The sequence below is a fragment of the Niveispirillum sp. FG156 genome (assembly GCF_057809555.1).
Genome location: NZ_JBMDKE010000005.1, coordinates 16,089 through 31,496 on the forward strand (window position 1 = coordinate 16,089; position 15,408 = coordinate 31,496).

Annotated in this window: 10 protein-coding genes; all 10 read right to left on the reverse strand. The window is 63.5% G+C overall.

What is annotated here, in order from left to right; translation table 11 throughout:
- Nucleotides 1-61: 61 nt before the first annotated feature.
- The 10 genes from ACODSP_RS04440 to ACODSP_RS04485 all read right to left on the reverse strand — a co-directional run bounded on the left by ACODSP_RS04440 (nt 62) and on the right by ACODSP_RS04485 (nt 15,404).
- Entirely contained in the window at nt 62-1,360 is a 1,299-nt protein-coding gene (locus ACODSP_RS04440) for an oligogalacturonate lyase family protein (RefSeq protein ID WP_488964420.1), read from the reverse strand.
- Entirely contained in the window at nt 1,357-2,862 is a 1,506-nt protein-coding gene (locus ACODSP_RS04445; protein WP_488964421.1) for a rhamnogalacturonidase, read from the reverse strand. The genes ACODSP_RS04440 and ACODSP_RS04445 overlap by 4 nt, the downstream gene beginning before the upstream one ends.
- The gene (locus ACODSP_RS04450; RefSeq protein WP_488964422.1) at nt 2,859-3,848 is read right to left on the reverse strand and encodes a hypothetical protein; all 990 of its coding nucleotides are present in this window, start codon (nt 3,846-3,848) and stop codon (nt 2,859-2,861) included. Before ACODSP_RS04450 ends, ACODSP_RS04445 begins: the two co-directional genes overlap by 4 nt.
- A complete protein-coding gene (locus ACODSP_RS04455) occupies nt 3,835-4,794 on the reverse strand; it encodes an alpha/beta hydrolase (RefSeq protein WP_488964423.1) in 960 nt (319 codons plus the stop codon). The genes ACODSP_RS04450 and ACODSP_RS04455 overlap by 14 nt, the downstream gene beginning before the upstream one ends.
- A gap of 111 nt (nt 4,795-4,905) precedes the next feature.
- Nucleotides 4,906-6,117: a rhamnogalacturonan acetylesterase gene (locus tag ACODSP_RS04460; protein WP_488964424.1), complete on the reverse strand. Its 1,212-nt coding sequence runs from the start codon at nt 6,115-6,117 to the stop codon at nt 4,906-4,908.
- Nucleotides 6,118-6,296: 179 nt separating this feature from the next.
- On the reverse strand, nt 6,297-7,514 hold the full coding sequence (locus ACODSP_RS04465) for a glycosyl hydrolase 53 family protein (protein ID WP_488964425.1): 1,218 nt from the start codon (nt 7,512-7,514) through the stop codon (nt 6,297-6,299).
- A complete protein-coding gene (locus ACODSP_RS04470; protein ID WP_488964426.1) occupies nt 7,511-8,419 on the reverse strand; it encodes an amidohydrolase family protein in 909 nt (302 codons plus the stop codon). Before ACODSP_RS04470 ends, ACODSP_RS04465 begins: the two co-directional genes overlap by 4 nt.
- Nucleotides 8,420-8,603: 184 nt before the next feature.
- The gene (locus ACODSP_RS04475; RefSeq protein ID WP_488964427.1) at nt 8,604-10,079 is read right to left on the reverse strand and encodes an MFS transporter; all 1,476 of its coding nucleotides are present in this window, start codon (nt 10,077-10,079) and stop codon (nt 8,604-8,606) included.
- 196 nt (nt 10,080-10,275) lie between these two features.
- The gene (gene bglB, locus ACODSP_RS04480; RefSeq protein ID WP_488964428.1) at nt 10,276-11,382 is read right to left on the reverse strand and encodes a beta-galactosidase BglB; all 1,107 of its coding nucleotides are present in this window, start codon (nt 11,380-11,382) and stop codon (nt 10,276-10,278) included.
- A gap of 200 nt (nt 11,383-11,582) precedes the next feature.
- Complete coding sequence (locus ACODSP_RS04485; RefSeq protein ID WP_488964429.1) at nt 11,583-15,404, reverse strand: beta-galactosidase; 3,822 nt, start codon at nt 15,402-15,404, stop codon at nt 11,583-11,585.
- Nucleotides 15,405-15,408: the final 4 nt, after the last annotated feature.

Below are 15,408 nucleotides of genomic sequence, written 5' to 3' on the forward strand. Positions count from 1 at the left end.
GCAAGGTCGGGGACGGGGTGCGCCTGGGTGAAAATTGTGGAAAACCAAGGGGCTGCGCCGGTCAGGGCGTCGCCACCTCTACCGCATAGACATGCACATCACCATGCATGTTGGCGCGGAAGATGATCCATTTCCCGTCGGGCGTGAAGGTGATGTTGGGTTCCAGCCGGTAATCATGATCCTTCATGTTAACCAGTTTCTCCGCCCGCAGCACGCCGGGGCGGATCAGGTCATCGGCATTGGTGGCATGGATGCCGGCAACATCGGGAATACCTTCGGGCCGGAACAGGTAAATCCATTTGCCGTCCTGGGCCTTGGCCACCATCTCCGCATCGCCGCCATCGCCCGCGAACAAGGTGCCGTCGCGCGAGACATTGAAATGCACCGACCATTCATCGCGGGTCAGGTGGTACCAGGTGCGTTTACCCGTTGCGATCTCGTACCCGGCCAGCCAGAAATCCTCCCCACGCGGGGTTTGCAGGTCGTACCAGATGGTCTTGCCATCGGCGCTGAAGAACTCATGCCCCGCGATTTCCATATTCATGGTGCGGGTATGGATCTTGGTCAGGCCGGTGCCATCGGTACGGATGGTCCAGATACGGTCCACCCGGTGCCAGGGCCCCTCATGACAGAACATGATCAGCGTGGGATCGGTGGGGGAGAATTGCAGATGGTTCAGCCAGTCCGTGGCCTTGTGGACCGTGCGCTGCGCACCGGTTTTCAGGTCGATGGTGAATATCTCCATCGGTACCCGCGCTTCCAGCCGCTGGTATAGCCGCACCTCCTTGGCATCGGCATAGACCATGGGTTTGCCGTCCGGCCCGACATATTCATAGTGATTGTCGAAGCGGGTATTCTTCGGGTCGGGCGCACCGGGCTGCAGCTCGAACTTCCGTTCGGCCAGCACGCCCAGCAGCAGGGTCTCATCGGCATTGATCGACCCGATCTGCCCCTTTCTCACCTGGGCGACCTTCTTCACCTTGCCCGTCGCGGGGTCGGCGGCGAAGACCTCCACCCCCTCCCCCTCGGCCAGTTGCGGTTTACGGGTGAAGAAGACACGGCCGGTTTTCGGTCCCGTGAACAGCAGGTTCAGGTCGGCGCCGGCCACCAGCCGCTTCTGCACGCGGGTGGCAAGGTCGATCGTGTCGATACCATTGGGATTGGTGACGATCAGGGTCTTGCCGTCGGGCGTATAGCCATTCTGATGGAAATACAGGCTGCGCGTCCCCGGCTCTGTCGACAGACGGATGACGCGGTGGCCCGTATCCTTGTCCACCCATTCGCGCGGCACCTCCGCCGCCGATACCGACAGGCCGGCCAGCAGGGCCAGGGCCGCCAGACCCAAGCGTTTGATCATCATGGCATCATCTCCCCCGTCAGGCCGCGCACATCCCGGCAGACCAGGGGCGGGGTCGCAGCGTGGTTATTCAGATTGACCTGTTCAAAATGCACAGCCTCCACATCGTCCAGCCACAGGGCCGGGCGGCCATCGGGCTGGGTCGTGGAAAGGCTGGCGCCCTGCACCCGCACGTCCGCCGCGTGACGGATGAACAGGCCCCAGGCCGGCAGCGGGCCGAACATGCTGGGTTCGGGATAGGCGTCGGGCTTTTCTGGGACGGGCACATCCAGGGCGGCAAGACCGCCGCGATAGGTGATGTCGATATCCGACAGCACCACATCGCGCACCGGGTTTCCCGCCTGCCCCGCGATGATGCTGGCAAAGCGCGGATCGACATCGGTTGCCCGCACCCGTTCGATACGCACACCCCGGATGCCGCCGGGCGGCGTTCCCTCCGGTGCGCGCATCCGCGCCCCGGCATAGATGAACAGGGCCGCCGTGGTAATCTCCCGCATGGTGATGTCGCTGACCCGCACATCGGTCAGCATGCCGCCATCCACGGTTTCCAGCGCCAAACCGCGTGAGCGTTCAAAGCTACAGCTTGTGATCTCGATATCGTGAAAGCCACCGTTGCTTTCGGTGCCCAGCTTGATACGCCCCGTCATCCCATCCTGATCGGGGGCCTTGTCCTGCGTGCGACGGAAACTGCCGTCCAGCATGGAACCGGGGTCAAAGCCGCTGACATGGCAATCATGGATGCGCACATGCGCCGTGGGCCGTAACTGCCCCAGCGCCAGGGAGGATTTCAGGACGATGGCATCATCATTGGGCGTGTTGATGCGGCAATGGCTGACCACGCAATGGCGCACACAATCCAGGTCCAGCCCATCGCGGTCGGTATCGATGCGCAGTCGGTTGATGGTCAGGTGATCGACGCCCGTCGCCAGCACGGCGAAATGCCCGCCCCTGGCGATGGTGAAATCGCTGAGGGTGACGTAGGTGCAGTGTTTCAGGGCGATGGCCTTGTTGCCCTGGCCCTGCATGGCCGCCTCTTCCGGGTCCTCGGCGGCCAGTTCAGTCGCACTCATCCCTGCCATGCTCTCGGGGAAGTACCCTTTACGCTTGGCCCATTTCGCCCCCGGCCCCTTGGAGGTCAGGCCGTGCCCATCGATCAGTCCGGGGCCGGTGATGGCGATATCGGTCAGCCCCTCGCCCCAGATCAGGCTGTTATGCCAATGGGAATGGCCGAAATCCTGATAGAGGTCGTGCGGGTTTGCTTCCGGCAGGTCATAGGCGCCCCCCGCCCCCGGCACCGCCGCGCAGATCACCGCGCCTGCATCCAGATGCAGCCGGACATGCGACGCCAACCGGATGGAGAAGCATAGCCACACCCCCGCCGGCACGCGCACCGCCCCACCCCCTGCGGCGGCAGCGGCCTGGATGGCGCGGTTGATGGCGGGGCTGTCGATGCTCACCCCATCGCCGACGGCGCCATGGTCACGGATATCGATCCATTCGGTCATGGTGGCAGCAGCCTTACATCCACGGGGGCTTCGCGGTCGGCGGTCAGCCAGCCATCCTTGAACCGCAGTTCGGCCACCTGGATCACTGACCGGCGCTGCCATGTCGGGTCACTGGCCGCCTCCGGCTCCCCACCCTGCTGCACGAAATAGAACAGGAAGGCGCGACCACCGCTGACCACCACATCGGGATGCCCGCCCTTGGCCCGGTCGGTCAGGGCGGTGCCGGGCTGTTTCAGCAGATTATCGGGCTGATGTTCCCAGTTGGTCAGGTCCTTGGAGCGATAGACGCCCAGCCCGTCCCAGGCATCCATGATCAGCCAGTACCAGCCCTGCCATTCGATGATCTGCGGCCCTTCCCCGCGCGTCTTCACGGCGACGCCGCCATGGGTCCAGACCTTCAAATCCTTGCTGTCGGCATAATGGGTGGCGGACCCGTCGCGTTCATCCTTGTACCAGAGGCGCCAGCCGCCGCCCGGCAGCGGATGCACTGCCGCGTCGATCACCCGATCCGACCCCAGATCGACCTTGCCGGCAAAGTCCCAGACCTTCAGATCGCGGCTGATCAGGTGCACGATCTCGCGGCTGGCGTTCCAATCCTTGAAAACGCCCGGCACGATGGTCAGGAACATGTGCCACTGCCCGCCGATATACTCGACATTGGGCGCCCAATAGGTGATGTCCTCACCGCTGCCATAGCGAATGTCGGCAGTACCGTCATAGGTCCAGCTGTTGCCGCCATCCTTGGACACGGCCCGTCCGATGCGCGTGCCATGTACCCATTCCACCCCCTGCGCCCCCGCCAGGGTGGCGCGGCGGTTGGTGTAGAACATCACCCATTGCTGACCGGCAGGGTCATAGACCAGCGACGCATCCGCTGCCCCGTCAAACACGGGATCGCGGAACAGGGGTTTGGGCGCTTCGGCAAAGCTGGGGGTGGTGAGGGTCGCCAGCAGAAATGCCGGGGCCAATAGTTTACGCAAAACCATGCGTCCGGCTCCAATCCAGGAACAGTTGCGGCCATGCCGCTACCGGCGCCGCCTTTTCCGCGCGCAGGCCGAACCCGTGCCCACCCGCCTCGAACAGATGCATGGCGACCTTGGCCTTCTGCGCCCGCAGTGCCGCATACATTAGAAGCGCGTTTTCCACCGGCACCGCGCCATCATCGGCGGCATGGGTGATGAAGGTGGGGGGCGCGTCGGCGGGCACGCCCTTGTCGGCGGAAAATTCCTCGATCTTCGCAGCGTCGGGGTTATCGCCCAGCATCTGCTTGGCCGAACCGCCATGGGTGATGCCGGGCAGCATGGAGATGACGGGATAGCCCAGCGCCGCGATATCGGGCCGGGCCGACAGCGCATCCGCCGCATCCACGGGCGCGTAGGTCTGCTTGCCATACCGCGTGGCCGCCATGGAAGCCAGATGCCCGCCGGCGGAAAAGCCCATGACGCCGATGCGGTTGGGATCGAACCCATAGGTCCCGGCCTGTGACCGCATTACGCGGATGGCGCGCTGCGCATCCTGCAACGGCGCGTCGGGTCCGGCGGTCCAGCCATCGGCGGGCAGACGGTAGAGCAGGACATAGACCGTTATCCCCGCCCCTACCAGCCATTGCGCAATGTCATACCCCTCCTTGCCCACCACCACCCGCTGATACCCGCCACCAGGAATGATCAGCATGGCGGCACCATTGGGCTTGACCGGGCGGAACAGGGTCAGGTTGGGTTGGGTCACATTCAGGATGGCCACATCCTTGAAACGCGGATCGTCCGACCGGGCGATCTCCGATTGTGTCGCCGTTACCTTCTCCCCGCCCGGTGGCTTTCCGGGCCACAGCGGCAACACCGTTCCCGGCGCATCAGCGGCACTGGCCCCAGTCGCGATGCCCGTCATCAGGGCGGTTGCGGTGGCAGCGGTGAAAAGCTGGCGGCGGTTCATAATATCCTCCCTCATGTGCCGTAGGTCAGGTCGAGCCAAAGGCGAGCCCTGACAGCATCGGATTGAAAGCTTTTTCGTCAGGGCGAGGCTTCGCCTCGACCTGACCTACGTTTAGTTTCCTCGTGGCACCAAATCCGACCGGATCGGGCTTTCCGGCAGGATCAGCGCATCCGGCCCCGGCGGATGCCTGGGGTCGAACGGGAGCAAGTCAGGCCGGATATGGGATTTCAGGGGTAGGTCGCTGGCCGCGATCCCCGCCACCACGGCATGGGCCAACAGCCACGCCCCGTAATTATTGTGATGCGTGGGGTCCTTGCCGCCATTGCTGAAGGCGCGCGGGGCGATGTCCGGCCCCAACGCCTCATAAATATCCTTGGACATCGCGTTCAGGTCGATCAGGGCCACACCCTCTTGCGCCGCGACCTTGCGCACCGCGTCGGGATAATCGCCATGGCTGTTGGTGATGTGGCCTGCCGCATCAAAAGTGCGGCGGTGGGGAGAGGTGACCAGCACCGGTACCGCCCCCCGCCGCTTCGCCTCCGCGATGAAGACGCGCAGGTATGCAGGATATGTCGAGGCTGCATCGACATAGGTCTGCGGCCAAGCCGCCTTGCTGTCATTGTGGCCGAACTGGATGAACAGGTAATCGCCAGCTTTGATACTGGACAGTATCTTGTCCAGGCGCAGACCGGTGATGAAACTCTTCATCGTCTCGCCGGACTCGGCATGGTTGGCGACCGCAATGTCGGGCGTCAGCATGCTGGTCAGCATCTGGCCCCAGCTGGCGCCCGGTTCGGCGGGCTGATCCGTCACGGTGCTGTCGCCGGCCAAGTAAACCGTTGGAACGTCAACCTTTTCCACGCGCATGGCGGCGACACGCGGGGCCTTGTCGGCAAATTCCAGGGTCAGCTTGTCATCCCAATGCAGCTTCCCCACCTCCCGCTCATTGATGCGAACGGCGGTGCCGCCGGGGGCGTTCTGCGGCGGGGACGGCAGGGCGGTTGTGCGGACATTGACGATGAAGGACCGGGTATCGAACCGGCCCTTGCCCGTCTCCACCCCCCACAGCATCAGACGGCGGCTTTCCGCCTTCACGCTGGTCCGCGCCTTGGCCCTGGTGTCGCCAAGGGTCACCGTGACCCGGTAATTGCCCTCCGGCACCTTGACGGAGAACAGGAACGGCTTGTCTCCATCGGGTGCAAAGCCGGGTTCAAACCCATAACCCTTGACAGGGTCATAGGTTTCCGTCGCCGACACGGGCGTGCCGTCGCCCTTGCCATTGAAGTGGAATCCCCAGCGGTCGGGTTCGGCAAGGGCGGGCATGGCGATCCCGAGGCTTAGAATGGCAAAGCACACCCCCACCGTCATCCCGGCGAAAGCCGGGACCCAGGGGCCACGCGCCCAACGGCCCCGCCGCGTCGATCCAGGCAGCGGTGAGGTTTGATCCTGTTGCCTCTGGGTCCCGGCGTTCGCCGGGATGACGTGGAGGGGGGAATGCCGCATCACCTGCCCCCATATTTCTGCGACAGGCCGCGATAAAGCGTCAGGAACGGGTTCGCCTCATATCGCCCGCCCTCACCATGGCGCAGGGGACCGACGGGGGGTGGGGGCGCTGGAGTGCCGGGCTGGACGGTCCCCGGCGCCTCGGCGGCGTTGATGCCTTGTGACAGAAGGTTGGGTTTGGCCCCGCCACCGGCATTGCGACCCTCCTTGTCAAAGACCGCTTCCTGATGCCGGGTCGGTTCCCAGATGAAGCTGCCCCAGCCGCGTTTGCCCGGCGCATTGAAAACCAGATCGTTCAGGTGTTCCTTGCGACCGGAATATTCCACCGCACAAAAACCCAGTTTGGGGTAGCGCTTCACGAACTCCGTAAAGGTCCGCTCCCAATCTCCCTCTGCCAGCTGCTGGTAACAGGAAAATCCAACCAGATCGAAATCCACCCCGCGCGACAGCAGCGCGTCGGTCCATTCGCGCACGATCACCCAATGCCGGCCCAGATGATTATGCAGCATGATGCTGGCCTGGGGCGCCACCTCCCGCGTCGCCTTGATCCCAGCCTTCAGCAGGGTGGCGAACTGATCGTAGCCGCCAATGCCTTCGGGTTTCAGATGCACCGCATCGGTGGCGGGATTGCCCGTGGGCACCGGCAGGGCCACACGGCCTTCCGGCCACAACATGCCGAACGTCACCTCGTTCCCGACATGCACCATATCGGGCAGCACCCCCGCCGCCTTCATGGCGGTCAGGCTGTCGCGCGTATGCGCCTCCACCGCCTTCACCAGATCGGGGAAGGCCAGGGTCGCCCAAGCGGCTGGTTTATTCTGATGCTGCGGGTCGGCCCAGGTGTCGGAGTAATGGAAGGTCAGGGCGATCTTCATCCCCGCCGCCTTCACCCGCCGGGCCAGTTTGATCGTCTGTTCCAGCCCGCACCACGGGCTGTCTTTCTTGCCCGCCGAATAGCCATTTTCCGGGTTCACGAACAGGCGCAACCGGACCCAGTTGAACCCCGCCCCCGTCAGGATGGTGAAGATATCCTGGCGCTTTCCGTCCAGATAGTATTCGGCCCCCGCCGCCTCATCCTCCGGTATCCAGGAGATGTCGGCACCCAGGATATAGTCACCCTGCCGTTCCGGCCCCACCGCCGCCCCCGCCGGCAGGGCGAACAGGGCACCGGTGGCCAGCGCCGACAGGCCCAACTCCCGCCGTGTCAGCCCCCTCACAGCGTCACCGCCAGACGATAGAGGCGGGCGGCATTGCCGGCAAACATCGCCCGGCGGTCGGCATCGGTGAAATCCGCTGTGATGGTGTCATAGGCGGCGTAATGCGCGCCGAACCCGCCATACAGCTTGTCGACGGGGAAATTGCTGGCGAACATCGCCCGGTCAGTCCCGAACGCGTCGATGGCGTGGCGGACGAAGGGGCGCAGGCTGTCCACACTCCATTGCCGATCGATCATGGCCAGACCGGATATCTTGATCGCCACATTCGGCTGCGCTGCCAGCAGGGCCAGACCCTTCCGCCACAGCGCCAGCCCGTCCGTATCCTGATCCGTGGGCATGCCGGCATGGTTCAGGATGACCGGGATATTCGGGTGCCGTGCCGCCAGTTCCGCCGCCACCGCCATCTGAGAGGGGTAGATTTGCAGGTCGAAGGACAGGCCGTACTTGGCAAGCAAGGCATAGCCACGCTGCCAGTCGGCATCGCCGATCACATCGCGCGCGGAATAGGTCCGGGCCGGATCGCTGTGCCAGTTGATGATATGGCGGATACCGCGCACCGCCCCATGCTCGGCATGTGCGGCCAGCAGCTTCTCCACGTTGGGATCATTCAGCGCGGCGAACGCCACCAGCGCCATGGGCAGCCGCCCCTCATCCGCCACGCCTTGCAGCCACTGCGTCTCCGCCAGGGAATGGGCGGTGCTGGCGCCGGCCTCCACATGCACGACCCCACGCACGTCAAAACCCGCAATGTCGGCCAGATAATCGGAAAGACCATAAGGCTTGGCGATGGGTTCCACATTGCCGGCGGCGTTGGACGGCAGCGGCCTGTCCATCAGCCAGGAATAATGCTGACGCGTGAAATCCCACAGATGCATGTGGGGATCGACGATGGGCAGGCTGGTCATGGACGTCTCCCGGAATGCTGTTCTTTGACTGGCCCGCTATTCCCCTATTTCGTCATCCCGGCGACAAGCCGGGACCCAGGGGTCACGGGGAAAACATCTGCGCCGCTTCACATTACGCTGCGGACAGGTCGGGCGCTTGGCCCCTGGGTCCCGGCTTCCGCCGGGATGACGGGAAATTGGCCCCTCACCGCCCCCACAGCCGCTCGTACTTCCACCCGGTCAGGTCCTCCAGGATGGCGCGGCGGTCCGGCGTGGTGTCCATGCGGCCTTCCTTGAAGCGGGCGATTTCCTCCATCAGGATGACATGACGCGGCCCGTCCAGGCGGAAGCGGCGGGACACGGCGAAGCCGGCCAGCAGCACGCCGATGGTGCCGATGCCCATCACGGCCAGGATGGTGGTGATGGCCTGATCGCTCTGCACGGGCGCCTTCGGCATAAAGCCGCCAGCCTCCAGAATCAGGCCCACGCCCATCACGGCACCGGCCTGCGTCGCCTTGCGGATGAAGGTCATGACGCCTGCGAAAATCCCCTCGCGCCGCTTGGCGGTCACCACCTCGTCCACGTCCGCCATGTAGTTATAGGTGTTCCAGGGGATGTAGTTCAGACCACCCCGGCCCAGGCCCGACAGGATGATGGGCACGAACAGCCACAGATGCAGGTTCTCTGGCCGGAAGAAATGGATCGACAGAAAGCCGATGACGCCCAGGATATAGAAACAGACCGCCAGCCGGTAGGAGGGGGCGGGATGGAAACGCAGGCAGAGCTGGATGAACATCGCCACCGCGAACAGCTGCGCGATATACATGCTGCCCAGCAGGTTCGACGCCTCTGAGACTGACCCCGCCAGCACGAAGACGATGAAATAGGTGAAGACGGCGTTGAACACGTCCTGGCTGATATAGCCGCCCAGATACATGCCCAGATGCAGGCGGAAGGCGCGGATTTTCAGGGTGGAGAACAGATCGCTGTACAGCTTCTTGAAGCTGTCGCCCAGGGTCAGGGCCGGTTCGCCTGCCTTCATCTGTTCCACCTCAGCGACGGAGCGCTCATAGGTGAAGGCCCAGGTGAAGGACAGCACGATGGCAAAGGCCACGGCAAAGATGATGCCCATGATCAGGAACGTATCGGCGCTGTCCTTGCCACCGACCCAGCCGACAATGGCGGCGGGCAGGAAGCCGGCGGCGATGGCGGAGCTTTGCGCGAACAGGATGCGGATGCCGGCCAGCTTCGCCTTGATCTTGTAATCCTTGGTCATTTCGGCGGCCAAGGTTTCATAGGGGATCAGGACGATGGCATAGACTGTTTCAAACAGCACGTAGGTTGCCAGATAATACCAGAAGCCCTGCCCGCTAACCCACATCAGGGCGAAGCTGGGCACCAGCGGGATACAGATCATCAGGAAGAAACGCCGCCGCCCGAACCGGCGGCCCAGGCGGGTGCGGTAGAAATTGTCGGACAGATGCCCGACGATGGGGCTGACAATGGCGTCCAGCAGGCGCGCGATGGCGAAAATCGCCGCCGCCTGCGTCGCCGACAGCCCGCAGAAGGTCGTGTAGAAAAACAGGATCCAGCCGCTGATCACGGCCATCGACCCCGCCCCCAGGATATCGTTGGCCCCATAGGCCAGGTAATTGATGGGCTTCACACTACGCTGGCTCATCGGTGTTTCCTCTGGGGTTTTGTTTTTGTGGTTGATCGCCGCCCCCTCTCCACCCGTCATCCCCGCGAAAGCGGGGACCCAGCGTGAGCAGCGATAGCTGCGACATAACTCATATCGGCGCTAACCGCGCCTTATGCTGGGTCCCCACTTGCGTGGGGATGACAGTTGAGAGAGGAGTTAACAGCTCACTCAACCCTCAAATAAACCGACGCAGCATTTCCGTCAGGCAGACGATGGCCAGCGACTGGCCATAGGGCATGGAGGTCAGCTTGACGTCGCGGTAGTACTGCAAGTCGCTGCCGAGCGCCGTGCCGAACGACACTTCCTGCAGCTCCCCATCCGGGGCGATCTTGTTCAGGACGGCGTGCACCGCCTTGATGGCCATCGGCTCATATTCGGCACTGATATAGCGCTTGCGCACGGCCTTCATGATGCCATAGGCGAAACCGGCGGCGGCCGAGCTTTCCAGATACGAGGTCGGGTCGTTGATCAGCGTGTGCCAGCGGCCATCCTCGGTCTGGTACTTGGCCAGCGCCTTGACCTGATTTTCCAGCGTGTCGATCAGGAAGGTGCGCAGCGGGTCGCCGGGCTTCAGATCCAGCAGTTCGATGAATTCCGGGATGGCGATGGTGACCCAGCAATTGCCGCGGGCCCACAGGGCATCGGCGAAGTTGTGGCGGCCATCAAAGGTCCAGCCGTGGAACCACAGGCCGGTCTTGGTGTCGAACAGATACTTGATATGGATGAGGAACTGGCGCTTGGCCTCCTCCACATATTCCGGACGGCCCAAAAGCAGGCCGATCTTGGCCAGCGGCAGGACCGACATCATCAACGTGTCGTCCCACAGCTGCTGCGGGTTCTCGCTATTGAACACGATATGCTGGAACCCGCCCTCTTCCGTCTTGGGCAGGCCATGCATGACCCATTCGGCCCAGGTGTCCAGGTACGGGATATAGGTCTGGTTGCCCGTCTTTTCATAGAGATAGGCCAGCGTCAGGAAGGGGCTGACGGTGTTGATGTTCTTGGTCGGCGTGCCGGCAGCGAAACGGTCGCGGAACCAGTCCAGCATGATCTGAAAGGCACGCTCGCTGCCCGTCATCTCATAATATTTCCACATCCCGTACAGGCCGATGCCGTGGGTCCATTCCCAGTCGTTCCAGCCCTTGGTGTCGATGATGCGGCCATCATCCAGCCGCAGCAGGAATTCCCCCGTCTCATCCTTGATATCGACAAGATTGCTGATCAGCAGGTCGATGGTTCGGGTGACATCTGCGGCCTGCAGGCCATGGGCGAGGTTGGGCATGGGATGGTCTTTCTTAGATACGTAATCTTGGGTTGGTCAATCCGCCTTTCCCCCGTCATCCCGGCGAAAGCCGGGACCCAGGGGCCAGGGGTGCTACGATAGGGTTTGGGTCGCTGGGTGTAGGCTGAAAGGTCGGGCATGCGGCCCCCGGGCCCCGGCTTTCGCCGGGATGACGGGCAGAGAATGGATAGGGTGACCTTTCACTTCACCACCTCCTTGTACCCCGGCGCCGGGACCGTGCCGACGGTCAGGGATGAACGGGCATTGCGCAGGCTGACCAGCTTCACGGCTTCCAGCGTATCGCCCGGCTTGCCATCCGACGTCACGGCCAAGGCCAGGGTATTCTTGCCATTGGGGTTCAGGATACCGGTGGGCAGCACGAAGGTGCGCTGCGGCCCGACATCGGCGATGAACTGACCCATGTTCCAGCCATTCAGGAAGATCAGGACGCGATAGGAGCCGACCGAGCGCGGGACCGTGGCATCGCCGAACGACAGACCGACGGCGCTATCCTGACCCTTGGGCAGGTCAAGCGTAAATTCCGTACGGTACCAGACCGTCCCCGGCTGTGCGGCATTGGCCGGCACCGACGCTGTCGTCCAGCCCTTGTCGTCAAAGCCCGGCAGGTGCCAGCCGTTGCGCTCCCCATACTGGCCGCCATTATTGAACACGCCGCGCACGGGATCGGCAATATCCTCGCCACCCAGATTGCCCTGGATCTTCCAGGCGATGGGCACCGCAAAGCTTTTGCCCGTCGGCGTGGACAGCGAGGCGGAAATCAGGCCGCGCGCTTCCTTGTGCAGATCGTCAACATCCAGGTCCCAATGATGGGAATTATTGCGGACCATGACGGACAGCACACGCTCGCCCGGCGCCTGCAAATCTTCGGGAATGGTAAAGGTCGCCAGCCCCTGGCCCGGCGGGCGCGGCAGGCCGGTCGGCAGCACATGCTGACCGATATAGCGTCCATCCAGCCAAGCCTGAACCATGCCGGCACCCCCGGCCCCGTAATGCAGTTCCAGCTTGGAGGCACCCGGCTGCACGGTATAGCGGCCCCGGTACCAGACATCGCCGTGATGGAAGTTGTAATCATCCATGTTCAGCAGCGGCTGACCACCCGGCGGCTTCACAAAGCTGGCGGTGCGACCCGGCTTGGCCACGGCCCAGGCGCTGTCATCGAACTCCTTGGCGGCCTCGGGCGATCCGGCCTGGAACCGCCATGAAGCCTTGGTCAGGTCGGGCAGATTGACCGCCACGGGACCGGACAGGTCCTTCTTGGCGATCAGGCTGCCGCCCACCCCCTTCTCCACCGCGACCGACGCGCCGTTCCAGCGCACCGACGTAACGGCGGCAGGTCCCCAGACCTCCAACGGGCTGTCACTTTCAGTATCGCCCGTCAGGTCCAGGGTCTTGCCCTTGACCGCGGCAGTACGGACCAGGGTGGGGCCACGTTGCAGCAGTACGCCATCCTTCGTCTCCTGCTGCCAGAAGGTCTCGGCGGTGGGAAGATCGGCGAGCAGCAGGGTCAGGGCGGGCCGTCCCCCGCCGCTGATCCGCACGCGGGCAAGACCCTGGTGGCTGTAATTCAGGCGCAGGTCACCCTTGGCCGCGTCAAAGACGCTCTCAACCTTGCCGTCCAACACGGTGACGGTGGGGGCGCTGCTGTAGCGCAGCACCATCTCCCCATCCTCCCCCTGTCGTCCATAGAACAGGGCAAGGTCGCCAGCACCTTGGCGCAGATGGGTGAACAGTTCAGAGGTGGAATAGACCAGCCGCTGGCGTTCCAGATTATAGCCGGCCAGCCACAGCTTGGCGTCATGCCCCTTCAGGCGCAGGGTGCCTGCCTGTGGGATGCTGTATTCGCCATCGGGCAGCGGGACCTTGAAGCTGAAAACATCATCCGTCTGGGCATTGTTGGGCGCGTGCGTGGCGACCAGCAGGCGCGTTCCCGTCTCAGGGTTCACATTGTGATAGAGGCGGACATTCGGGCTGCTGGGGACCAGGCCGGTGGCCCGGTCCATCTGCGCCAGGTCCTTCACCGTTTGCAGGAAGTGACCCATCAGCTTGATGCCGCGTGCCTTTTCCCGCAGCCCCCGCGCCTCGTCGATGGCGGAGCCGTAATCGTAGGACGTATAGACCACAGGTGCCGGCATCCAGCCCCAGCTGGTGCCGCCATAGGTCATGTAGAAGCTCTGGATGGTCAGGCCGTTGGCGATATTGGTGCCATAGAACACCCGCTGGTACCCGCTGCCCAGACGCTGCGCGTTGCAGCCATAGGCGCCATTGCTGCCCCAGTAATCGAACCAGCCACCGCCATACTCTGCCGCAAAGCCTGGTGTGTTGGGCGACGCGCTGGCCCCGCCCGACGCACCGCCGGGACCATACATCCCCCAATCGGGGGCGAGGTTCGGCTTGCCCACCGTGGCGTCAACATCGCAGGACCCGCCGGGATAGCCGTCAAAGGCGTAAAGGTCGTTCGGCCCCTCCACCGTGCCCGGCACATTGCTGCCCCTGGGCACCCAATTGCCGTTGCGGCCCTTGTCATTGTGGAAGATGGGAACCGTGATCCCGTCGGCCCGCGCCTTGTCATACAGGTGCTGCATATAGCGCGCTTGAGTCGGCTGCGTCACATCCAGTTCGTTTTCGATCTGATAGGCGATGACCGTGCCGCCACCGTCGGTGATCTGGTGCTTCTTCAGGATACTGTTGATGGCCGTCAGCCATTCATCGGATGCTGCCAGATATTCGGGATGATCGGTGCGGGCCTTGGCCTGCTGCTTGACCAGCCAGCTGGGGAAGCCGCCACGCGTGACCTCGGCATTCATGTACGGGCCGGGCCGGACGATGACGTAAAGCCCCGCCTCCTTGGCCATGGTCAGCACGCGGTCCATGTCGCGCACGCCCGTGAAATCATACACGCCGGGCTTGGGCGAGTGATAGCCCCAGCCGAAATAGATGGCGACGGTGTTGTACCCGGACGCCTTCATCTTCTGGAACACGTCGCGCCACAGGTCGGGGCTGGGCAGGCGGAACGGGTGCATTTCCCCGCCCCAGCTGAAAATCCGCTCACCACCCACCTTCAGGGAATAGTGATCCCAGGTGACGGGCGTCGCCAGCGGGGCGGCAACCGGCTTCTTGGCCGGCAGCTCATCCTTCAGCACCGTGAAATGCCGGACCTTGCCGGACAGGCCGCCGGGCAGTTCCACCTTCGGTGCCCATTGGCCGGTGAAGCCGGGGCCGATGCTGTCGCTGTACCAGTAGCGTTTCTCGACATACTGGTCGAAATAGATGCGCCAGCCACCATCGGGCCGCTTCACCACCGCCGGCCCCTCCACCAGCGTGCCCCACCCGGCCCAGTCGCCAGTGCGGATGAACACCCAGGGACCATCCAGCTTCGGCGCCGTCGCCAGCTCGATGAACTTGGTCGTCTCGTTCTTGATGAAGGCGTAGTAGCGGCCCGCCTCCTGGATGATCTTGGCGTCGATATGGTTGGGGCCCAGACCGTGCAGCACCGACGGCGCTGTCCAGTTGGACAGGCTGTCATCTTTGGCGGTCAGGCGATAGGTCTTGAACTGTCCGTTCGGGCCGTTGGTGGACACGGCCAGGATGATATGGACCGACCCATCCGCATCCACGAACCATTCCGGCGCCCAGGAATTGGTCGTGCCGGGAATGGAAATCTTGTGGTTGCCCAGGAAGGTCCATTCCTTCAGGTCCTTCGATCGGGCAAAACCGATCAGGTCATTGTTCCAATCGGTCGTGTAGGTGACATAGTACCAGCCATCCTTATGCCGGATGATGCTGGGGTCACGCAGCAGGCCCTGCGGCGGCTTGAACGCCTCGGCCTTTTCCAATGTGAAATTCACTGCGTCCGTGGAGCGGTAGACCGACATCGATTTGGCATCGCCATTGATGAAGGATGTCAGGATATAGGACGGTGCGTCCGCCGCCATTGCCACCGGTGACAGGAGCGGGGCCAGCATCAGCGCCAGACGGCGCGCATTCCGGGAAATCTGCGTCATGGGT

Excerpts from the sequence above, each read along its gene's own strand:
- bglB (WP_488964428.1), bottom strand. The coding sequence starts at position 11,382 with ATGCCCAACCTCGCCCATGGCCTGCAGGCCGCAGATGTCACCCGAACC.
- ACODSP_RS04470 (WP_488964426.1), bottom strand. The coding sequence starts at position 8,419 with ATGACCAGCCTGCCCATCGTCGATCCCCACATGCATCTGTGGGATTTC.
- ACODSP_RS04460 (WP_488964424.1), bottom strand. The coding sequence starts at position 6,117 with ATGCCCGCCCTTGCCGAACCCGACCGCTGGGGATTCCACTTCAATGGC.
- ACODSP_RS04445 (WP_488964421.1), bottom strand. The coding sequence starts at position 2,862 with ATGACCGAATGGATCGATATCCGTGACCATGGCGCCGTCGGCGATGGG.
- ACODSP_RS04475 (WP_488964427.1), bottom strand. The coding sequence starts at position 10,079 with ATGAGCCAGCGTAGTGTGAAGCCCATCAATTACCTGGCCTATGGGGCC.
- ACODSP_RS04455 (WP_488964423.1), bottom strand. The coding sequence starts at position 4,794 with ATGAACCGCCGCCAGCTTTTCACCGCTGCCACCGCAACCGCCCTGATG.
- ACODSP_RS04440 (WP_488964420.1), bottom strand. The coding sequence starts at position 1,360 with ATGATGATCAAACGCTTGGGTCTGGCGGCCCTGGCCCTGCTGGCCGGC.
- ACODSP_RS04450 (WP_488964422.1), bottom strand. The coding sequence starts at position 3,848 with ATGGTTTTGCGTAAACTATTGGCCCCGGCATTTCTGCTGGCGACCCTC.
- ACODSP_RS04485 (WP_488964429.1), bottom strand. The coding sequence starts at position 15,404 with ATGACGCAGATTTCCCGGAATGCGCGCCGTCTGGCGCTGATGCTGGCC.